14 protein-coding genes are annotated in these 21273 nt (G+C 73.8%); 9 read left to right on the top strand and 5 right to left on the bottom strand.

Going from position 1 to position 21273, the window contains the following annotated elements; genetic code table 11:
* The first annotated feature begins 36 nt into the window (after window positions 1-36).
* The 3 genes from AB0F62_RS30210 to gndA all read left to right on the top strand — a co-directional run bounded on the left by AB0F62_RS30210 (window position 37) and on the right by gndA (window position 4493).
* On the top strand, window positions 37-2154 hold the full coding sequence (locus tag AB0F62_RS30210) for a SpoIIE family protein phosphatase (RefSeq protein ID WP_361806186.1): 2118 nt from the start codon (window positions 37-39) through the stop codon (window positions 2152-2154).
* Between the two features lie 175 nt (window positions 2155-2329).
* A complete protein-coding gene (locus tag AB0F62_RS30205) occupies window positions 2330-2956 on the top strand; it encodes an SRPBCC family protein (protein WP_361806183.1) in 627 nt (208 codons plus the stop codon).
* Window positions 2957-3053: 97 nt separating this feature from the next.
* The gene (gene gndA / locus AB0F62_RS30200) at window positions 3054-4493 is read left to right on the top strand and encodes an NADP-dependent phosphogluconate dehydrogenase (protein ID WP_361806180.1); all 1440 of its coding nucleotides are present in this window, start codon (window positions 3054-3056) and stop codon (window positions 4491-4493) included.
* A 109-nt stretch (window positions 4494-4602) separates the two neighbouring features.
* On the opposite strand, the gene AB0F62_RS30195 is transcribed toward gndA, so the two are convergent.
* Entirely contained in the window at window positions 4603-6219 is a 1617-nt protein-coding gene (locus AB0F62_RS30195) for a SpoIIE family protein phosphatase (RefSeq protein WP_361806177.1), read from the bottom strand.
* A gap of 232 nt (window positions 6220-6451) precedes the next feature.
* Between AB0F62_RS30195 and AB0F62_RS30190 the strand changes: the two genes are divergently transcribed.
* From AB0F62_RS30190 to AB0F62_RS30165, 6 genes are all read left to right on the top strand, one after another.
* Window positions 6452-7126, top strand: a complete 675-nt coding sequence (locus AB0F62_RS30190) for a response regulator transcription factor (RefSeq protein WP_361806174.1) — start codon at window positions 6452-6454, stop codon at window positions 7124-7126.
* Window positions 7123-8184 (top strand): sensor histidine kinase, encoded by a 1062-nt coding sequence (locus AB0F62_RS30185; RefSeq protein ID WP_361806171.1) that lies wholly within the window; start codon window positions 7123-7125, stop codon window positions 8182-8184. Before AB0F62_RS30190 ends, AB0F62_RS30185 begins: the two co-directional genes overlap by 4 nt.
* A 148-nt stretch (window positions 8185-8332) precedes the next feature.
* The gene (locus AB0F62_RS30180) at window positions 8333-8965 is read left to right on the top strand and encodes a uridine kinase (protein ID WP_361806168.1); all 633 of its coding nucleotides are present in this window, start codon (window positions 8333-8335) and stop codon (window positions 8963-8965) included.
* Window positions 8966-9021: 56 nt separating this feature from the next.
* A complete protein-coding gene (locus tag AB0F62_RS30175) occupies window positions 9022-10044 on the top strand; it encodes a GNAT family N-acetyltransferase (RefSeq protein WP_361806165.1) in 1023 nt (340 codons plus the stop codon).
* A gap of 253 nt (window positions 10045-10297) precedes the next feature.
* A complete protein-coding gene (locus AB0F62_RS30170) occupies window positions 10298-10891 on the top strand; it encodes a lytic polysaccharide monooxygenase (protein WP_361806162.1) in 594 nt (197 codons plus the stop codon).
* Between the two features lie 1238 nt (window positions 10892-12129).
* A complete protein-coding gene (locus AB0F62_RS30165; protein ID WP_361806159.1) occupies window positions 12130-16353 on the top strand; it encodes a carboxypeptidase regulatory-like domain-containing protein in 4224 nt (1407 codons plus the stop codon).
* 147 nt (window positions 16354-16500) lie between these two features.
* On the opposite strand, the gene AB0F62_RS30160 is transcribed toward AB0F62_RS30165, so the two are convergent.
* The 4 genes from AB0F62_RS30160 to ltaE all read right to left on the bottom strand — a co-directional run bounded on the left by AB0F62_RS30160 (window position 16501) and on the right by ltaE (window position 21160).
* Window positions 16501-17544 (bottom strand): helix-turn-helix domain-containing protein, encoded by a 1044-nt coding sequence (locus AB0F62_RS30160; RefSeq protein ID WP_361806156.1) that lies wholly within the window; start codon window positions 17542-17544, stop codon window positions 16501-16503.
* Window positions 17545-17726: 182 nt separating this feature from the next.
* Window positions 17727-19019, bottom strand: coding sequence for a family 16 glycosylhydrolase (locus tag AB0F62_RS30155; RefSeq protein ID WP_361806153.1), 1293 nt, complete (start codon window positions 19017-19019; stop codon window positions 17727-17729).
* A 248-nt stretch (window positions 19020-19267) separates the two neighbouring features.
* Entirely contained in the window at window positions 19268-19912 is a 645-nt protein-coding gene (locus tag AB0F62_RS30150) for a L,D-transpeptidase family protein (RefSeq protein ID WP_361806150.1), read from the bottom strand.
* Window positions 19913-20080: 168 nt separating this feature from the next.
* The gene (gene ltaE / locus AB0F62_RS30145; protein ID WP_361806147.1) at window positions 20081-21160 is read right to left on the bottom strand and encodes a low-specificity L-threonine aldolase; all 1080 of its coding nucleotides are present in this window, start codon (window positions 21158-21160) and stop codon (window positions 20081-20083) included.
* Window positions 21161-21273: the final 113 nt, after the last annotated feature.

Below are 21273 nucleotides of genomic sequence, written 5' to 3'. Positions count from 1 at the left end.
CGGCTCGGCGCAGCGGAGGCAGGTCCGGAGGGCGTGATGGCTGAGTCTCGGGAGTGGACGCCTCCCGCGCCCGCGGCGGTCGACTGGCCGGCTTCCGCCGCCACCCACATGTCCCTCAACGACGTCGGCGGTTTCGACTGGGACCTCGATCGGGACCGCATGCATCTGGACGACCACGCGCTGCGGACCGTCGATCTGCGCCCCCGGGACTTCGACGGCGACCCGAAGGCGCTGTTCTCCCGGCTGGCGCCCGACGAGGCGGCCGCGGTGACCCGCACCATCACCCAGGCGCTGGGGGAGGGCCAGTCCTCCTTCCGCGCCTACAGCCGGCTGACCCGCCGCGACGGCCGCCGCGGCTGGATCCGCTTCCAGGGCCGCATCGTTCGCGACGGAACCGGCCGGGCCGGCCGGGTCATCGGCATCGTCACCGACGCCACCGACGAGCTCGCCCAGGCCGCCGAGTGCCTGCGCGAGGACGAGGACCGGCCGACGGAGAGCCATCTGGTCATGGAGGTCACCGCCTCCCTGGCCCGGGCCGTGACCGTGCGCGACGTGACCGCCGCCCTCACCGGGAACCGCAGGATGGACCGGCTCGGCATAGCCAGCCTCTTCCTCGGCCAGGTCGAGGCCGGCCGGGTCCACGTGGTGAGCGACGCCAAGGCCACCAGCTGGGTGCCGTCCCTGCAGTACACCCGCATCGACGACGACTTCCCGATGAGCGAGGTGGTACGGACCCTCGTCCCGCGCTTCATCACCTCACCCGAGGAGTTCGCCCGGCGCTACCCCAAGCTGTGGCCGCACATCGAGCCGCTGGGCGCCTCCGCCGCCGCCTACCTCCCGCTGATCGCCCAGGGCAAGCCCATCGGCGCGCTGGGACTGCTCTACCGGCACAAGCAGGGGTTCTCCCCGCAGGAGCGCAATCTGCTGATCGCGCTCGGCGGCAGCATCGCCCAGAGCCTGCAGCGCGCCATCCTCTTCGACCAGGAGCACGACATCGCGCAGGGCCTGCAGACGGCGATGCTGCCCCGCACCATTCCGCGCATCCCCGGCACCGAGATCGCCGTGCGCTACCGCTCCGCCCGGCTGACCAGGGACATCGGCGGCGACTGGTACGACGTCGTGGCGATGCCCGGCGGCCGGGTCGCCGTCATCATCGGCGACGTCCAGGGCCACGACACCCACGCCACGGCCGTCATGGGCCAACTGCGGATCGCGCTGCGCGCCTTCGCCGGAGAGGGGCACCCGCCCGCCAGCGTCATGGCCCGCGCCTCCGCCTTCCTGTACGAGCTGGACACCGACCGCTTCGCCACCTGCCTGTACGCCCAGGTCGACCCCGCCACCGGGTCCGCGCTCCTGGTGCGGGCCGGCCACATCGACCCCCTGGTCCGGCAGGCCGACGGCACCGTACGCGTGCTGCCCACCGCGGGCGGCCTGCCGCTCGGCCTCTCCGCCCAGTTCGGCCGGCCCGACTACCCCGTCACCCCCGCGGAACTCGATCCCGGCGACACCCTCCTGATGTTCAGCGACGGACTCGTCGAGCGGCCGGGCGCCGACCTCGACGACGGCGTACGGCGACTGTCCGGGGCCCTGCGCGAGGGGCCGCACGGGGTCCACAACCTCGCCGACCACCTGACCACCGTCATGGGCGAGCAGGGCACCGACGACGACATGGCCCTGCTGCTGCTTCGGCGCGACGCCGACGACTCCCCGCACCCTCCGCGCCGCCTGCACCGGCACATCGCCCCCGGCGACCCCCGGGCGCCGGCCGAGGCCCGGGCCATGGTCCGCGACGCGATGGCGGGCTGGGGCATGCGCGACCGGGTCGACGAGGCCGAGCTCGCCGCCGACGAGCTGATCACCAACGCGCTGGTGCACACCGACGGCGGCGCCGTGCTGACCCTGCGCATGCTCACCGACACCTCCCCGGCCCACGCCGGGCAGGACTCCGCCCGGCGGTTGCGCATCGAGGTGCACGACCTCGCCGCGAACTGGCCGCGCCGCCGCCGGCCCGACGAGCGCGAGGTCTCCGGACGCGGTCTGCTCCTGGTCGACCGGCTCGCCGACGCGTGGGGCGTGGAGCCGCACGGATCGGGCAAGGCAGTGTGGTGCGAATTCCGCGACCGCAGGGGCGTCACGGAGCCCGTCGGGCACTGATCGCCAGGGGCCGCGGGCATGCCGTTCCCGCCGGTCACGTACCCCGGATTCACCCGGACGGCTCACTCGAAACGACACACCGCCCGTTTGGCCGCAGGCTGTCGGTGAGGAGCCAAGAAGGAACTCTGCTCACATGCTGGCCGCGCCGGCACCGGGGAGGTCTGCGATGCCGACGGTGTCTACGAGCGTGATCGTCACCCGTACCGTGGAAGAGGTCTTCGACTTCCTGGCCGACGCCCGCAACCTCGCGTCGTGGAGCTCCGGGATCGCCGCCGTCGCGGCGGACTCCGTGGCCCCCGGCGAGCGGGCCGTCTACCGCTACCACTATCCGGGCCGCCACCGGGAGCACCGGCTGGTCTGCTCGGTCTACCAGCCCTGCCGGCGGATCTCCTACCGCGGCCGGCGGATGTGGAGCCCCTTGGGCACCCAGACCCCCGAGTTCGCCTTCCGGATGCTGCCGCATTCGCGCGGCGCGTTCGTCCAGCTGCGGGTCACCTGCACGCTCGGCGGCGGCATGCTGCTGCTCGGCCCGTTCCTGGGCTGGGCCTGGCGGCGCGACCTCCCGGAGGACGCGCGCCGGCTGCGCGAGGCACTCGGTGAACCCGTCATGGCGCCCCCGCCACCGCCACCGCCCCCGCCGCTCCCGTCACCGCCCCCCGCGGGGCCGCTGCGGGCGGGCCAGGTCCGGCCCCCCGCCCAGGCGACCGACGTCGTCGGAGCCTTTCCCGCGCCGCCGGCGGCCGCGCTGCGCGGCGCGGTGCCCCATGTAGCAGGTCAGGGCCGCATAGGTACCGGCACCTGACGGATCCGGCCGAATTCCCGGCCGCCGGGCCGCTTCGCTGACAGGCTGGACGTCGAACGTGTGCCCCCCCGCACCACAGAACAGAGAGGAACCGCAGATGGCGGAGCAGGCCCGCATCGGCGTCACCGGACTCGCGGTCATGGGCCGCAACCTGGCCCGGAACCTCGCGCGGCACGGCCACCCGGTGGCCTTGTACAACCGCACCCCGGCCCGGACGCGGTCCCTCGTGGAGGAGTTCGGCGGCGAGGGCGAATTCCATCCGTCGGAGACTCTCAAGGAGTTCGTCGAATCACTCGAACGGCCCAGGCGCATCATCATCATGGTCAAGGCGGGCGGCCCCACCGACGCCGTGATCGACGAACTGGTGCCGCTCCTGGAACCCGGCGACATGGTCGTGGACGGCGGCAACGCCGACTACCGCGACACCCGGCGCCGCGAGAAGGCCCTGCGCGAACAGGGGCTGCACTTCGTCGGCACCGGCATCTCCGGCGGCGAGGAGGGCGCCCTCAACGGTCCCTCGATCATGCCGGGCGGCTCGGCCGAATCGTACGAGTCGCTCGGCCCGATCCTGGAGGACATCGCGGCCAAGGTCGACGGGGTGCCCTGCTGCACCCACGTCGGCCCCGACGGTGCCGGGCACTTCGTCAAGATGGTCCACAACGGCATCGAGTACTCCGACATGCAGCTCATCGCCGAGGCCTACGACCTGCTGCGGCACGCCGCGGGCAAGCGGCCCGGCGAGATCGCGGAGATCTTCCGCACCTGGAACTCCGGCCGCCTCGAGTCGTACCTCGTCGAGATCACCGCCGAGGTGCTGGCCCACACGGACGCCGAGACCGGCAAGCCGTTCGTCGACGTGGTGCTGGACCAGGCGGGCCAGAAGGGCACCGGCAGCTGGACCGTGCAGAACGCCCTGGAGTTCGGCGTCCCCGTCTCCGGCATCGCCGAGGCCGTGTTCGCGCGCTCGCTGTCGGGCAGCGGCGCGTTGCGCGCCGCTTCGGGCGGCCTGCCCGGACCGGCCGAGACCTGGCTGGACAGCGCCGCGGGCGACCGCTTCGCCGACGACGTCGAACAGGCGCTGTACGCCTCGAAGATCGTCGCCTACGCCCAGGGGTTCAACCTGATCCAGGCGGGCAGCGAGGAGTTCGGCTGGGACATCGACGCGGGTGCGATGGCCACGATCTGGCGCGGCGGCTGCATCATCCGGGCGCGGTTCCTCAACCGCATCAAGGAGGCCTTCGACGCCCAGCCCGGCCGTCCCACCCTGCTGACGGACTCCCACTTCGCGGACGCGCTCGGCTCGGCGCAGGCGGCGTGGCGGCGCGTGGTGTCCACCGCGGCGCAACTGGGAGTCCCGGCACCGGGGTTCTCGGCCGCGCTCGCGTACTACGACGCCCTGCGGGCGGAGCGGCTGCCGGCCGCGCTCATCCAGGGGCAGCGGGACTTCTTCGGGGCGCACACCTACAAGCGGGTGGACAAGCCGGGCTCCTTCCACACGCTCTGGGGCGGCGACCGCTCGGAGATCCCCGCGGGCTGAGGCCGTACCTGCTCCGGACTTCCTCCGTCCTCCGGACCTGCGCCGGACCGGCATCGGGCGGGGGTGCGGGCACGGCCCCGCACCCCCGCCCGGCCCCGTCCCGAGGCGTTTAGGCCGCCGGCGGGGTGATGATCTGCTCCGCCCAGACGGTCTTGCCCGTCTCCGTGTAGCGGGTGCCCTGGGCGTCGGTCAGCTGCGCGACGATGGACAGCCCCCGGCCGTCCTGGTCGCTCGGTGCCGCGTGGCGCGGGTGCGGCGCGGCGCTGCAGGAGTCCGACACCTCGCAGACCAGGACCCGGTCGCGAATGAGCCGCAGCCGGATCGGCCCCGTGGAGTAGCGGATGGCGTTGGTGACGAGCTCGCTGACGACCAGGGTGGTGGTGAAGGCCAGTTCCTCGAGCTTCCAGTCGGTGAGCAGACGGTCCGTCCACGCCCGGGCGTCGGCGACGGCGGCGGGGTCGTTGGAAACCTCGCGGGTGGCGACGTCATCGGCGTCCAGGGCACGGGTGCGGGCGGCGAGGAGCACCGGTTCCGAGCCGGGATCGGCGTGGCGCAGAACGCAGTCCAGCACCGATTCCGCGTCGGCACACTCCCCCTTGTCGTCGGCGGGCAGGACGCGCAGCCCGGTCACCCGGTCGGCGCCCTCCGCACGGACCGGGGCCCCGTCTGTTCCGCAGCTCAGCAGCAGCACGCTGCCCGGCGGTACGTCGCACTCCGCCACCTCCGGCTCGCCGGGCGGGGGAGCCCCGTCGTCCGCGGCACCGGGCCGCGCGAGCGGGGCCGGGGCCGGGTAGCCGCCGCACGCCACGGTGCAGCGGCAGGCCACCGGGTCGTAGACGACGATCAGGCACTGGTCGGCCTCGTCGCCCACAGGGGTCGCGGTCGGCCGGTGGAGGCGGGAGATGACCTCGCCGGGGCTCATGTCGAGCAGCACCAGGGCCCGGACCGCGGCCCTGAGCTGGCTCATGGCGGTCGCGGCGGCCACGCCCCTGCCGCGCACCGAACCCGTCACCAGGGCCACCCGGGCGCTGGGGAGCGGGACGACGTCCACCCAGGCCCCCGGGGCGGCCGACGGCGGCATGTGCGCCCGGGCGCCCTGGATCGCGTTGACCGGGGGGGCCTGCGGCGCGAGCAGCGCCTCCTGCAGGATCCGTCCGGCGGCGTTCTCGATCAGGCGCCGGCGGGCGCCGTCCAGCAGCCGGGCGGCCCCGCGGGCCAGCTGGCCGATCGTCACCAGGTCGGCCCGGGAGAAGGCGGGGGAGCCGGTCGTCCGGTAGAAGGCCGCGACGCCGAGGACCACACCGGCGACGTCCAGCGGCACCACGAGCAGCGAGTGCGTGCCGGTGACCCGCATCAGGGGGGCGCGCACCGGGTCACGGGTGAGCCAGCCCGTCTGCGGGCGCAGATTCAGCACCAGGTGCGGCCGCCGATCGGTCAGGGACGCGTGGTACGGCGTCCTGGCCGGAAGGCTGCTGACGTCCCCGACCTCATAGGCGCGCGGGATCTCGGCACCCCGCGCCGCCCGGAAGGCGCCCCGGCGGAAGACGAGCCCGGTGGCGGGCAGTCCGGAGATCGCGGCCTGCTCCGTGACGGTGGCGTCCGACACCTCGACCGCGGCGAAGTCGGCCACGGCGGGTACGGCGGAATCCACGAGCTGCTGGGCTGCGTCGTAGGACCACGGCCGGTCCACAGGGCCGGCCTGGGGCGGGAGGGTGGCACAAAGCATGGCGGTCGCCTCGGTGGGGTGTGGGGCGGCGGTTTCCGGGTCAGGCGGGGCTTTGACAGGCATTGGTAGGCATTTCAAACACTCACTTCGAGCCTGCCTCCCCACAGGGGCAGCCGCATCCCCGCGGATCCGCAAAGGTCATCGGGGGTTTTCCGCATATGTGACCGCGGGTTTCCCGCAACAGTGGCGGCGCGGGCTGCCCGACGCGCGCGCCCGATCTACCGTGGCTGCTATGGACGTCCTCAGCCGCCCCGACGGCAGGCAGCCGCACCCGGCCATCTCGGTCGTTCTGGCCGACGACCATCTGGTGGTGCGGGCGGGCATGCGGCTGCTCATGGCGGCCGACCCGGCCTTCGAGATCGTCGCCGAGACGTCCACCGTCCCAGAGACCCTGGAAGCCGTCCGGCGGCACCATCCGCGGGTGCTCGTGCTGGACCTGACCATGTCCGGCAGATCGAGCCTGCCGACGATCCCCGCGCTGCTGACCGAGTCGCCCAGGACGCGCATTCTGGTGCTCACCATGCAGGAGGACCCGGCGTTCGCGCGCGAGGCGCTGCGCACCGGCGCGGCCGGATACCTGCTCAAGGAGGCCGCGGCCGAGGAACTGCTCGCCGCCGCCCACCAGGTCGCCGGGGGCGCCACCTATGTGCAGCCCTCGCTGGGCGCGCGGCTGGCCGTCGAGGACCTGGACCTGGCCGAGCGGCACCACGAGGAGCCGCTGACCGACCGCGAGGCCCAGGTACTGACCCTGCTGGCCCTCGGGCACACCAACCAGGAGATCGCCCGGCGCCTGTTCGTCTCCGTACGGACCGTCGAGACGCACCGGTCGCGGCTGCGCGACAAACTCGGCAAGGAGAGCCGGGCCGAGTTGATCGCCGTGGCCAGAGAGCGCGGGCTGGTGGCATGACGGCGTCCGGCCCTGGACGGACCGGGACACGCCTGGTCCTCGAGGGGGTCGGCACCTGTCTCCTGGCGGCCGCCACCGTCATGGAGGTCACCGACCGCTCCCAGGGGTGGGAACTGGTCCTCGCCCTCGCCGCGGCCCTGTGCTATCTGCTGCTCACGCCGCTGGTGGCGCCGAGGCACCGGGTCTGGCTCATGGTGGCCATCGCGTTCTCCCTGATGCTGACCGTGGCCGGGACGGTGCGCGTCGCCCAGCAGCCGTCGCTGAACGTGCTGCACCTGCTGCCGCTCCTGCTGGTCGCCTACGCCCTCTTCGCGGTCCGTTCGGCCTCGCGCAGGGAGGCCAGGCTGCGCCGGGAGCGTGTCAGGGCCCGGCACGACGGTGAGGAGCGCGAGCGCCGCCGCTGGGCGCGCGAGCTGCACGACGACACCCTGCAGGAGCTGGGGGCGGTCCAGGTGGTGCTGTCCACCGCCGCGGCGGACGGGCGTCCCGAGGCCATGCGGGAGGCCATTGACCAGGCGCGCGGTCTGGTCGGCAACCAGATCGCCTCGCTGCGGCACCTCATCGTCGACCTGCGCCCGGTGGTCCTGGACGAGCTCGGGCTGCGCCCGGCGCTGCAGGCACTGTGCCGGCGCTCCTTCGAGACCTACGGCATCCGCACCGAACTGCGGCTCGGCCCGCACGCGGACACCCTCGGCGGACGGCTCACCTCCGAGACGCAGGCGCAGGTGTACCGGATCGTCCAGGAGGCGATCACCAACGCGGTGAAGCACGCGGAGCCGACCCGCGTGGTGGTCGATCTGGAGAGCGACGAACGCATCCTGCACGTGTCGATCACCGACAACGGGCACGGCATGGCCGCGGCGACCGCGGCGGGCCGGGACACCTTCCGCACCGCCGAGCCCCCCTCGCCGCAGACGCGGGGCATGGGGCTGTCCGCCATGCGCGAGCGGGCCGAGCTCATCGACGCGCGGCTCACCGTCCGCAGCGCACTGGGCGAGGGCACCACCGTCGACCTGCGGGTGCCGTACGGGCCCGGCGAGGCGCCCGACGGCGAGTGACCGGTGCCCGGTCGGTGCGCTGCGCCGGGTCCGGGGCCGGGAGAAGGGTGTGGCCGGGTCGGGGGGCCAACGGCGTGGCGGGGGCGTGGCGGAGGCCGGGACGAGGGCCCCGTGCGCGGGCCGTGATCCCGAGCGGCACTATGGGGGCGTGCGACTGACGCCTGTGACCTGGGAACGGCTGACCGAGGCCGTCGCGGACCGTGTGGTGGGACTGGAGCCGGACGACGGCGGGGAGCGCCCCCGGATCGCGGTCGACGGGGCACCCGCCGCGCGGCCGGGCGCGCTGGGGGAGGCGCTCGCCGAGGCCCTGCGGCTGCGGGGCCGGCCGGTGGTGCGGGTACGGGCGGAGACCTACTGGCGCCCGGCCTCGCAGCGCTACGAGGCCGGGCGCCGGGACCCGGACGCGTACTACGAGCGCTGGCTGGACACCGGGGCCCTGTGGCGCGAGGTGTTCGGCCCGCTCGCGCCCGGCGGCACCGGGCGCGTGCTGCCGTCGCTGTGGGACCCGGCAACGGACCGTGCGACGCGGGCGGCGTACGAGGAACTGCCGCCCGGCGGCGTGCTGTTGCTGGAGGGCGCGCTCCTGCAGGGCTACGGCTTCCCCTTCGACCTCTGCGTCCACCTGCGGATGTCGCGTGCGGCGCTGGCCCGCCGCACGCCGGAGGAGGAGCGCTGGACGCTCCCGGCGTACGCCCGCTACGAGGACGAGGCGGCACCCGGGGAGGCCGCGGACATCCTCGTGCACACCGACGACCCGCGGCACCCGGCCTGGACCGGCTGAGCCGGCCCGGCGGGCCTTGCCGTCGCCCGGCGCGACCGTTAGCGTCGCGGTCCACCATGACTGTCGCCATCGCTCCGCTGACCACCGAGCACCTCCCCGAGGCAGCGGCCCTCCTCGACCGCTGGTACGCGAGGACCCGCAAGTCCCTGCCCCACCAGTCGGGCCGCACCGCCGCACCCGCGCAGGGGGAGGAGCTGCTGGGCAAGATCCTGGCGGAGCCGCGCGTGGAGGCGGTCCTCGCCCGGGGCGGGGACGGGGCGCTCACGGGCTACCTCGCCGCGACCCCGCTGGACTTCGCCGACGACGACCGCGCGGGCTTGCGCGCACATCCCCGCTCCGCCCTCGTCCGGTACGGCGGGCACGCGCTGCGCGGCGGCCGCGAGGGGGTGCGCGAGGACGTGCTGCGGGCGCTGTACGCGGCGGTGGCCCAACGCCTCGTCGCGGAGCGGCGGCCGGTGCACTACGTGGACCTGCCCGCCGACGAGGAGTTCGCCTCGGCCTGGTTCCGCTCCGGCTTCGGCCTGGAGCGGGTGCGGGGCCTGATGGCGGTACGGCCGCGCGGCCGGCAGCCGCGCGGGGTGGACGCGCTGTCGGTGCGCCGGGCCGGGCCCGGCGACCTGGACCGGATCGGGCGGATGGCGGTGGAGGCGGCCCGCGCCGACCGGGGGACGGCGGTGTTCCGGCCGCAGCCCGAGGGGGCGTTGGCGAGGTTGCGGACGCACTACGCGGACGCCCTGGCCGACGCGCGCTGCGGGGCGTGGGTGGCCGCCCGGCGGGGCGAGGAGATCGGCATGGTGGTGCTGACGCCGGCGGCGCCGGGCCCGGTGGTGCCCGACGGGTGCGTGGAACTGGTCGAGGCGTACGTGACCCAGGCCGCGCGCGGCGAGGGCATCAGCCGGGTGCTGCTGGCGACGGCGCTGGCGTGGGCGTACGACAGTGGCTACCGGCACATCACGGCCAGTTGGCCGGCCGGTTCGCCGGTGTCGGCCACGCACTGGCCGGCCGTCGGATTCCGGCCGGTGGCGTACCGGCTGCAGCGGGTGCTGGACCCGCGCATGTGCGCGATCCCACAACGTTGACACGTTTGGGTGGTGCGAAGCACTCCTCATTCACTGTTAAACTAATTGCAGATCGCCCGGCGGACCCACGAGCGTCCGCGGCGAACTCCCTTACCGCCCCGGCCAGATCCCCCCGTCCTGGCCGGGGCTTCTCCTTTGGTTTTGGTCTAGACATGACCAAAGCGTGGGAGTATCTTCGCTGTTGGTCTAGACCTAGCGCCTGCAGGCTGCGCACTGCTCTCAGAACTCCCCCACGTTCTCCGAGGAGCGAAGCATGCACAGGAAATTCGGCGCCGCCGTCGTCGGCCTGGGCCTTGTCGGGCTGTCCGCGCTGGGCACCGGCAGCGCCTGGAGTCACGGTTACACCGACGCCCCGATCAGCCGTCAGAAGCTCTGCGCCAACGGCACCGTGACCAACTGCGGCGACATCCAGTGGGAGCCGCAGAGCGTCGAGGGCCCCAAGGGCTTCCCGTCCTCCGGTCCCTCCGACGGCACCATCTGCGCCGGCGGCAACAGCAGGTTCGCCCAGCTCGACAATCCGCGCGGCGGCACGGGCTGGCCGACGACCAAGGTGACGAGCGGTCAGAACTACAGTTTCCGCTGGCAGTTCACCGCTCCGCACGCGACGAGCGACTTCAAGTACTACATCACCAAGCAGGGCTTCGACCCGAGCCGGCCGCTCACGCGTTCCGCGCTCACCCTGACGCCGTTCCTGACCGTCAACTACAACGGCGCCAGGCCGCCCGCCACCGTCACACACCAGGGCACGATGCCCACCGGCCGGACCGGACGGCACATCATTCTGGCCGTGTGGTCCGTCGCGGACACGGGCAACGCCTTCTACGCCTGTTCCGACGTGCAGTTCTGACCGCCCCGGGGCGGGCCGGCCAACGGCCCGGGCCGCGTCGCCGGGCTCGCCGATCCGCCCCCTCGGCAGCCCGGCGGCGACCGCGTGCCCCTCGTCCCGCCGGGTCGGGTCGGGCCCCGGGTGCGGGGCGGCGCTGGGGCGATGCTGCCGGTATTCGGCGGTCGCGCCGTGTCGCTCCCTTCGGTCGCAAGGCGGCGGGCTGCGGAGGGGAGGGTGGGCGGCTGGTCCGTCGTGGCGGTGTGCGGGTGGGTGCGTGGTCGGGGTTCAGGCGCCGGAGCGGGGTCCCTCTCCGGTGGCATCGGTCTCGTTGCCGCCCGCGGGTAGAGATGGCTGGTTGCGACGCCCGCCGTTCGTGGGTGGCGCGCCTGCCGTAACCGGCGTCTGCGGGTAATTCCCCTGCCGGCGACGGGTTCGGCTGGTTGGTTTGCGAGATCGGGCTCTGTTCCGCCGACATAGTCGGTGAAAGCGGGCCCGATGTCCCTCGGCGCAAAGATCGGGCTCTGTTCCGCCGAATATGTCGGCGAAAGCGAGCCCGATGTCCCGCCCACCCCCACCAGCACCTCGAATCAGCCGCAGACGCGGGTTACGGCGGGCGCGCCCACCACGAAGGGTGGGCGTCGCAACCAGCCATCTATACCCGCGGACGGCAACGCGACCCCCGCCACTGGAAAGGCACCCCGCTCCGGCGCCTGAACCCCCGCCGACCACCGGCCCGCACACCGCAACGAAGCCCCGAACCGCCACCCTCCCATCCGCAGCCCGCGTCTTTGCGACCAAAGGGAGCGAGACGGCGAGACAGCCGACGACGGCTGACCCTCGAACCAGCCCGCACAGCCCGCACCCCCGGGAAAGCCAGCGTGCCCGCCGTCAGCCCACCCGCTCTCCGCGGACCGCGCCACGGCATCGGACGCCACGACGACGCGGGACGCCCCGGGAAGAGGAGGCCCCCGCACGCCGGTCCGGCAGGCCCGCCGCCACGGCGATCGCGGGCCCCGCCCCCGCCGGGGCGGCGTACGCGGCCGTGTGACCGGCCGGGCCGTACTCGGCCGCGTGAGGCGCCATGGTGGACCCATGGTCAAGAAGGCGTGAATACGTCACGGCGTCAAGACGCCAACTCCGCGCATTGACCCGGCTGTCGGGTGCGGGTGATCTTTCTTCCGGCCGAACGCCCGCAGACCGGCCGACATTGTTGTCCCGGTCTGCGCCGTCCACCCCGCCCTCCGCATCGGAGTCGCCCTGTGCTCGTTCCCCGTCCACGACGCCCCCTGCCCAGACCCGGGGGCCCTTCCGCCGGTCCGCCGGCGTCCCGGTGGCGGCGTGCCACCGGCACGGCCGCGGCCCTGCTGCTGACCGCCCTCGCCGTCCAACTGCCGCAGCAGAGCACCGCCGTCGCCGACGACACCGCGCCCGCGAGCGAGTCGCTCTGCGGCACCCCGCAGCCCGGGCACTTCGGCTGCTTCGCGGTACGCCAGGCGGACACCGACGGCGGCCGCACCGCGCGGTCGGGCGCACCCGAGGGATTCGGTCCCGCCGACCTGCGCTCCGCGTACGACCTGCCCGCCGGCGGCGGTGCCGGTGAGACCATCGCGATCGTGGCCGCGTACGACAACCCGATGGCCGAACAGGACCTCGCCGCCTACCGCACCCGGTTCGGCCTGCCGGCCTGCACGACCGACAACGGCTGCTTCCGCAAGGTCGACCAGCGCGGCGGCACCGACTACCCGCAGCCCAACGACGGATGGGCCGGCGAGATATCCCTGGACCTGGACATGGTTTCGGCCGTCGCTCCGAAGGCGCACATCCTCCTCGTCGAGGCCGACAGCTCCGCCACGGACGACCTGGGCACCGCCGTCAACACCGCGGTGGCGCTGGGCGCCCGCTATGTGTCCAACTCCTACGGCGCCTACTACGACGGTCCGGACCTCGCGGCCCTGGACGCGGCGTACTTCGACCACCCCGGAACCGCCGTGGTGTTCGCCTCCGGCGACTACGGCCACGGGCTGAGCTACCCGGCGTCCTCCCCCTACGTGACGTCGGTCGGCGGCACCTCGCTCAGCAGGAGCGACACCGCTGCGCGCGGCTGGACGGAGACGGTCTGGAGCGGCAGCGGTTCCGGATGCTCCGCGTACCAGCCCAAGCCGGCCTTCCAGACCGGCACCGGCTGTGACCGGCGATCGGTGGCCGACGTCAGCGCGGTCGCCGACCCCGAGACCGGCGTGGCCGTCTACAACACCTACTCCGGCGGCGGATGGGGCGTCTACGGCGGCACCAGCGCCTCCGCCCCGATCATCGCGGGCCTCTACGCGCTGGCCGGGAAGCCCGTCGAGGGCACCTATCCGGCCGGGTACCCGTACCGCGCGCCCGGTGCGCTCAACGACGTGACCACCGGCAGCAACGCGCAGTGCTCCGAGGACGCGCCCTGCGACCCGGACACCGCGCCCGCGTGCGAGCCCGCGAACAGCTGCACCGCCGGTCCCGGCTACGACGGACCGACGGGTCTGGGCACACCGAAGGGCGTCGGCGCCTTCCGGCCCGGCCCGCACGGCACCGTGACCGGCAAGGTGACCGACCGGGCCACCGGCAAGGCGCTGCCCGGGGCGACGGTCCGGCTGGGCGCGCACACGGCGGTCACCGGCACGGACGGCACGTGGTCGCTGGCGGCGCCCACCGGCTCGTACCCGCTGACCGTCAACGCCTTCGGCTACGCCGAGAAGGACCTGGGCAAGGTCACCCTCGCCGACGGCACGGAGCTGACCAGGAACGCGGCGCTCGCCGCCGTGCCGACCACCACGGTCTCCGGGACGGTTCGCGACGGCGGCGGCCACGGCTGGGGCGTCTACGCCCGGCTGACCGTCGACGGCGTGCCCGGCACCGTGTACACCGACCCCAGGACCGGCCGCTACTCCGTGCGCCTCGAGCGCGGCAGGAGCTACACCCTGCGCGCCACCGGTCTCTACCCCGGCTACCGTCCGGCCGAGACGAAGGTTGCGCTCGGATCGTCCGCGAAGACCGCCGACCTCGCGCTGCCCCTGGTCGGCACCGGCACGCTCCCGCCCGGCTACGCCGTCGAGTACGGCGGCGGCGGCTTCCAGTCCTTCGACACCGCCGCGAAGCCCGCGGGATGGACCATCGTCAACCACACCGACGCCGGGGGCTGGGGATTCGACGACCCGCTCACCCGCGGCAACCAGACCGGTGGTGAGGGCGGTTTCGCCCAGGTCGACGACTACGCGCTCGGCTGGGGCGAGGTCGACACCGAGCTGATCAGCCCCGCCTACGACCTCTCGAAGGAAACGCGGCCGACGCTGGAGTTCGACACCGCGCTGCCGAGCCTGTGGCGCTTCAACGACCCCACCGCCGACATCGACGTGAGCACCGACGGCGGGGAGAGCTGGGAGAACCTCTGGCACCACACCGACGTCGTGGAGGGCCCCTCCCACCAGTCGGTTCCGCTCACCGACTACGCCGGCAAGTCGTCGGTGCGGCTGCGCTTCCACTTCGCCGGCTCGCTGACCGGCATCTGGCAGCTGGACAACGTGGCCGTCGGCACCCGCTCCCTCGTCACCGTCCCGGGTGGGCTGCTGACCGGCCGCGTGACGGACGCCAACACCGGTGCCGGGGTCGTCGGCGCCACCGTCTCCGCCGTGAAGTCCCCCGCGGACAGCGGCCGGAGCATCGCCTCGCCGGGAGACCCGGCCGTCGGCGACGGACTGTACTGGGCCTTCTCCTCCCGTACCGGCCGCCAGGAGTTCACCGCCGGGCTGCCCGCCTTCGGGTATCCGGCCGGCACGTCGACCGTGACCGTCAAGCCGGGCGCCGTCACCGCCGCGGACTTCGCCCTGCGCCCGTCCCGGCTGCGGGCCACCCCCGGCGCGGTGGGCGTCACCGTCCCCTGGGGTGAGAAGAAGACCGTCACCGTGAAGGTGCGCAACACCGGGGGCGCCCCGGCCGCTCTCGCCGTCGGCGAGCAGGCCGTCGCGGGATCCCCGGCGCGACTGCCCGGTGCCGCCAGGGAGCGGACGGCCGCCAGGCCCGACCCGCTCGACGTCGCGACGACCGCCACCCCGGCCGCGGGCCGGTCCGCCGGTGCGACCGCCGGTGCGACCGCCGGGGAGGCGTGGCAGCCGCTCGCGGACCTCCCGCAGCCCACGACCCTGGGTATCGCGGGCGCGTACGGCGGTGTCCTGTACACCGGCCTCGGCCAGACCCCCGACGGCCAGTGGACCACCGCCCTGCGCTCCTACGACCCGGCCACGGCGACCTGGAAGGACCTCGCCCCTGCCGTCACCAAGCGCAGCGGCGCGGCCTACGCGTTCGTCCGGGGCAAGCTGTACGTCGTCGGCGGCAAGAACCGCGCGGGCACGCCCATCGCCGGAGGCGAGGTCTACGACCCGGCGACCGACACCTGGTCGCGGATCGCCGACGCGCCCAAGGCGTACGGCAATTCCGCCGCGGCCGCGGTCGGCGACCGGCTCTATGTGATCGGCGGCTGCACCGGCGTCTCCTGCGGTACGCGCGACGTGCAGGTCTACGACCCGGCGAGCGACACCTGGTCCTCGGGCCCGGCCTACCCCCTGCCGACCTCCTGGCAGAGCTGCGGGACCGTCGACGGGACGCTCTACTGCGCGGGCGGTGTCCACCAGGGCAACGGACAGCCTCCGCACGCCACGGCCGTGGGCTACGCCCTCGACCGTGCCGCGGGCCGCTGGACGCCGATCGCCGACCCGCCGGTGGACTTCTGGGGCGCCGCGACGGCCACCGGGTCCGGCCGGCTCATGGCCGCCGGAGGTGTGCTGGTCGGGGCCGGCGCGGTGACCAACGAGGCGTACGCCTACGATCCGGGCGCGGACACGTGGAGCGCGCTGCCGAACCTGCCGCAGCCGCTGTACGCGGCGGCAGGCGCGCCCGGCTGGGCCGTCCTCGGCGGCCTGAGCCCCTACGGCGTGATGCAGACGTCGGCCCTCGAACTGCCCGGCTACGACGCGCCCCACGGGGACGTGTCCTGGCTGGCGGGGAAGGCGAGCGCCTCCTCCGTCGCCGCGGGCAGAACGGCGGAGCTGACCGTCACGGTCGACGCCGGCGCGATGGGGCCGGCCGACGCGGGCGTGCACCAGGCGCGGCTGGTCATCGACAGCGACGGGCCGTACGCCTCCGTCACCGTGCCCGTCACCATGACCGTGGTGGCGCCGTCCGGTTGGACGCACCTCAGCGGCACCGTCAGTGGTGCCGGGCGGCAGGGCGGCACCACGCCGCTGGCCGGGGCCACGGTCCGGGTCGGGTCCGGGGCGGGCACACACACGCTGAGCACGGCCGTGGACGGCACGTACGAGCTGTGGCTCCCGGACGCCGGACGCGCGATCCCTCTCATGGTGAGTGCCGAGGGTTACCGGACGGCAGAGCGCACCGTGCGGCCGCGCGGTCGCGACGCCGTCACCGCCGACGTGGTTCTGACCAGGCGTTAGGCGGCATGCGCGGGGCATCGTGGGGCCGGTCCGGTGGGCCGGCTCCACGGTGTGCATCGGGTGCCGGTGTGCGGCTCGGGGCGGATGCCCCGGCTGCGGGGTGAGTCGGGGCCGGGGGGCCGGGGCCGAGGAGTCGGGGCCGCTGGGTCAGGGCCCGGCGGCCGCCGCCGGTGCGGTGCCCGTCTCCGGCCAGGGCGCCCCCTGGCCGCCGTCCGGCATCCACCAGCCGCGCCGTGCCGCGAGGATCCCCGCCTGGAATCTGCTGGTGGCCCCGAGCCGCACCAGCAGGGCCTGCACCCGCCGCTGCACGGTGCGGTGGCCGATGCCGAGTTGACGGGCTATGGCCTCGTCGGGCAGGCCCATGCCGAGCAGGGAGAGGATGCGGCGCTCCTCGTCGCTGAGGAAGTCGTCGGCGCCGCCCTCCGCGTCCCGGTCGGGGACATAGGGCTGGCCCTGCTGCCACAGGGTCTCGAAGAGGGTGCTCAGCGCGTCCAGGAGGGCCGAGGGGTGCACCAGGATGCAGGTGTCGAGTACCTGGGGGGTGGCCACCAGCGGGATCAGCCCCGCCTGGTCGTCGGCGAGGAGCAGTTTCATCGGCGCCTGCGGCAGGACGCGTACCTCCTCGCCCGCCGCGATGTCCCGTTCGATGCGGCCGACCGCGCCCGGCAGGGTCAGTGCGTCCCGGCCGTGGATGAAGCGGCTGGTGAGCCGGCGGCCGGTGATGTCGGGGACCGAGTTCACGGGGGTGCCGTCACCGGCCTCGGCGTACGGCGGCGCGTCGATCCCCCGGATCTCCCGCTCCGCGCGGCGGAACAACTGCTGGCCGCAGCGGGCCACTCCGTCCCGTCCGGAGATCACCTCGATGAGCGAGGCGGAGTCCTGGCCCGCCCTGGCCCGGTGGTGGCGCTCGCCCAGGCGGTGGGCGAGCGCCCGTACCCGCCGGATGTCGCGCTCGCGGGCGAGCAGCAGCACCTCCACGGCGTGCTCCGGGGGCAGCGCGGTCCAGCTCACAGGGCGGCCGGGCATCCGGGCGATGAGGCCGCCGTCCTCCAGCCGGACCAGGGCGCTCTCCAGGGGATCGCGCTCCAGCCCGGTGCGGGCGGCGAGTTCGTCGACGGCGAGGGGGCGGTTGTCGACGAGGACGAGATAGACGGCCTCGGCCCGCTGGTCCAGGCCCAGGACTTCCAGCACGCCCTTACCTCCGCTTGTTCCCGGGACCGCCGCGTACGCGACGTGCCCCCCGCGCCACCCATGCTAATGATGTTGGTCGCGGCGGCGTCGGGCGGAGTGCCCCGCCGGACGCGACGGTGACGGGGACCGTGCGTCCGGCGAGGGGGAGGGGTGCCGTGGGGCGATGGGCGCCCCGCGGGGTGTCAGGGCGTGAGCGTCCACTTCTGGTTGCCGCCGCCGGTGCACGTCCACAGCTGGAGCCTGGTGCCGTTGGCGGAGTTGTTGCCCGCGACGTCCACACACTTGTTCGCCTGTGGGTTGACGATGTCGCGCGCCCCGGTGAGGACCCACTTCTGGTTGGTGCTGCCGGCGCAGTCCCACAACTGCAGCTGGGATCCGTCGGCGGTGCCGAAGTCCTTGACGTCCAGGCACTTGCCCAGGGCGCGCAGGGTGCCGTCGGAGGCCGCGGTCCACTGCTGGGCGGCGGTGCCGTTGCAGTCGTAGAGCTGGACGGGCGTGCCGTTGGCCGGGTTGGCTCCGGCGACGTCGACGCACTTGCCGGCCAGCCCGGTGATGCGGCCGGTCGTGCCGCCGCCCCCGCCGTCGGAGGTCGTGACGCGGACGTAGTCGACGACCAGTTGCTGCGGGAAGGCGGTGCTGCCGTCGGGGTCGCCCGGCCAGTAGCCGCCCACCGCGAGGTTGAGGATGACGAAGAACGGCTTGTCGAACACCCACTGGCGGCCGCCGAGGTCGGCGGGGGTGCGCCGCTGGTAGACGGTTCCGTCGACGGACCAGCTGATGGAGTCCGGGTTCCAGTCGACGGCGAAGGTGTGGAAGGCGTCGGCGAAGGCCTGGCCGCCCGGGAGGGTGTAGCCGGCGCCGATGCCGCCGGAGCCGAAGTAGCCGGGGCCGTGCAGGGTGCCGTGGACCGTACCGGGCTCGAAGCCGACGTTCTCCATGATGTCGATCTCGCCGCTGGCGGGCCAGCCGACGTCGCCGATGTCGTTGCCCAGCATCCAGAACGCGGGCCACATGCCCTGGCCGCGCGGGACCTTCATCCGGGTCTCGACGTGGCCGTAGGTGGTGGTGAAGCGGCCCGCGGTGTTGAGCCGGGCGGAGGTGTACTGGCAACTGCCGTACCAGCACTGGTATCCGGCGGGGTTCTCCTTGCGGGCGGTGATGACGAGGTGGCCCTGGCCGTCTAGGGCCGCGTTGCGGTTCCCGGCGGTGTAGTACTGCCGTTCGTGGTTGTTGACGTTGTCGCCGGTCTCGACCTGCCACTTGCCGCCGTCGACGGCACTGCCGGCCGGGCCGTCGAACTCGTCGGCGAAGGTGGTGACGGCGGCGGTGGCGGCGGGTGCCGCGGGGAGCGGGCCGGTGCCGGGGCCTGCGGCGGTGAGGGCGGAGAGGGTGAGCAGTGCGGTGGCGCCGGCGGCGAGCAGGCCGCGGGCGCGGAGGCGTCGGCGCGGACGGGGGTGTGGGGGGAGTGCCTTCACAGGGGCGCTGCCTTTCGGGACGGTCGTGGGGTCGTGAGGACGGACGTCAGTCATGAACCTGACATTTTTGGGAGCCTCGGGCGTGGGGGCCCGGTGATCGATTCCGTTCGCCTTTGTTCAAGGCTTAGTTCACGCCGTGATTGAACTGCCGCCCCCAGGTCCCGTCAAGAGGTCTGGACCAAGAAGGGCGGGCCCGCGCGGAGTTCCCGCGCGGGCCCGCCCCGCCGTCCTGCCGACGCCGCGACCGGTCACGTCCCGGGCTTGCGCCCGTACACGTACACGTCGTCACCGTTCTTGAGCAGACTCCAGTACTTCTTCGCGTCCGCCGTGCGCATGTTCACGCAGCCGTGCGAGCCCGGCGGCGACCACACGCTGCCCGAGATCGAGTGGAACGCCTGCCCCCGGTCGAAGAACTGGCTGTAGGGCATCGGGACGTTGTAGATGGTCGACCAGTGGTCGATGTTCCGCCAGTAGATCTTGTTGGCGCCGGTGCGCGTCTCGTAGCCGTTGCGTCCCGTCCGCACCGGCACCGGACCGAACGTCAGCTTCTTGCCGTCCTGTATCCAGCTCAGCTGCCGCGTCAGGTCCACGCACGCGATCCGCCCCTTGTTCGTGGGGCACTTGCCGGCCTTGTTGGGAGTGCTTCCCGCGGCCTTCTGGGCGTTCATGATCTTCATGACGCCCCAGGTCACCGGACCCGCGTAGCCGATGTTCGGGGATATCCCGTACTTCGTCTGGAAGGCGCGTATCGCCTTGCAGTCGGCCGCCGACTGCTTCCCGTCCACCGGCCGCCCCAGGAACTTCTCCACTTGCTTCTGGTACGGCCCCTTGCTCGTCGTGCACGACGCGGCCTGCGCCGTGCCGCCCCCCGCGACGACCGGAGTCACGGCCATCGCCATCACCGCGAGGGCGGCCCCCGCCCGTCGTCCCGCTGACGCTCCCGCTCTCATCGCATCCCCTTCCCCGGTGAGGCCGTCACATGACGGCCTCACCCCCTAGGACAAGCGGGAGGCGCCGGAGGTTGCGGAACGGGGCGCGTGGAAAAAGGGCGTGACGGGCCGTCAGCGCTGCGTCGCGCCGTCGCCGCCCAGGGCGTCGCGGACGATGCGCACGGCCTCCTCGGTGTCGGCCCGCGACACGTCGAGGTGGAAGACGAAGCGCAGCCGCCCCGGGTAGCCGGCGCAGCGCAGGCCGTGCCGCTCCAGGCGCTCCCGCACCTCCTCGGCGGACAGCCCCGGCGCCGGTTCGGCGAAGACCATGTTGGTCTGGGCGTCGCCCACCACCAGGCCCGGCACGCCCTTGATCCCCTCCGCGAACAGCGCCGCGTTCGCGTGGTCCTCGGCGAGCCGCGCCACCTGGTGCTCCAGCGCGAACAGCGCACCCGCCGCGATGATCCCCGCCTGCCGCATCCCGCCGCCGAGCGCCTTGCGCCAGCGCAGCGCCCGCGCCACGAACTCCCGCGTGCCCAGCAGCGCGGAGCCGACGGGCGCGCCGAGTCCCTTGCTGAAGCAGACCGAGACGCTGTCGAAGTGGCCGGCGATCAGCCGCGCCTGCTCGTACGGGTCGCCGCCGCCGGCCACCGCCGCGTTGAACAGCCGGGCCCCGTCCAGATGCGTGGCCAGCCCGTGCTCGCGCGCCAGCCCGGTCGCGGCCCGCAGATACTCCACGGGGACGACCCGGCCGCCGATGGTGTTCTCCAGGCACAGCAGCCGGGTGCGCGGGAAGTGCGGGTCGTCCGGCTTCACCGCGGCCGCGATGTCCGCCGGGTCGAGGGTCCCGTCCGCCCGGTGGGGCAGCGGCTGCGGCTGGATCCCGCCGAGGACGGCCCCGCCGCCACCCTCCCAGCGGTAGACGTGCGCCGACTGCCCCGCGATGTACTCGTCACCGCGGCCGCAGTGGGTCAGCAGCGCGCAGAGGTTGCTCTGCGTCCCGGACGACACGAACAGCGCCGCCTCGAAGCCGAGCCGCTCCGCGATCCGGTCCTGGAGCGCGGTGACGGTGGGGTCGTCGGCGAAGACGTCGTCGCCCACCTCGGCCTCCGCCATGGCGCGGCGCATGGCCGCCCCCGGACGTGTGACGGTGTCGCTGCGCAGGTCGATGACCCGCCCGGGCTGCTCATCGGTGACATCGGTGATCGGCATGCGTTCACCCTGCCATGCCCGCGCTTCGGTAGGATCGTCGGGTGAATTCCCACTGGCACGTCGTTCTGCCGCCGCCGCGCGCCTGACCGGGCGCACTTCTCACCGACGGCTCA

It is taken from the genome of Streptomyces sp. NPDC026673, from assembly GCF_040638135.1.
In the GTDB taxonomy this organism is placed as follows: domain Bacteria; phylum Actinomycetota; class Actinomycetes; order Streptomycetales; family Streptomycetaceae; genus Actinacidiphila.
Note: the sequence above shows the minus strand (reverse complement) of the source record. Positions and strands in the feature narration are given on the sequence as shown.

What these genes read in the sequence shown, in the direction of transcription:
- ltaE (WP_361806147.1), bottom strand. Translation starts at nt 21,160, where the DNA reads ATGCCGATCACCGATGTCACCGATGAGCAGCCCGGGCGGGTCATCGAC.
- AB0F62_RS30185 (WP_361806171.1), top strand. Translation starts at nt 7,123, where the DNA reads ATGACGGCGTCCGGCCCTGGACGGACCGGGACACGCCTGGTCCTCGAG.
- AB0F62_RS30150 (WP_361806150.1), bottom strand. Translation starts at nt 19,912, where the DNA reads ATGGCCGTGACTCCGGTCGTCGCGGGGGGCGGCACGGCGCAGGCCGCG.
- AB0F62_RS30190 (WP_361806174.1), top strand. Translation starts at nt 6,452, where the DNA reads ATGGACGTCCTCAGCCGCCCCGACGGCAGGCAGCCGCACCCGGCCATC.
- AB0F62_RS30210 (WP_361806186.1), top strand. Translation starts at nt 37, where the DNA reads ATGGCTGAGTCTCGGGAGTGGACGCCTCCCGCGCCCGCGGCGGTCGAC.
- gndA (WP_361806180.1), top strand. Translation starts at nt 3,054, where the DNA reads ATGGCGGAGCAGGCCCGCATCGGCGTCACCGGACTCGCGGTCATGGGC.
- AB0F62_RS30170 (WP_361806162.1), top strand. Translation starts at nt 10,298, where the DNA reads ATGCACAGGAAATTCGGCGCCGCCGTCGTCGGCCTGGGCCTTGTCGGG.
- AB0F62_RS30175 (WP_361806165.1), top strand. Translation starts at nt 9,022, where the DNA reads ATGACTGTCGCCATCGCTCCGCTGACCACCGAGCACCTCCCCGAGGCA.
- AB0F62_RS30195 (WP_361806177.1), bottom strand. Translation starts at nt 6,219, where the DNA reads ATGCTTTGTGCCACCCTCCCGCCCCAGGCCGGCCCTGTGGACCGGCCG.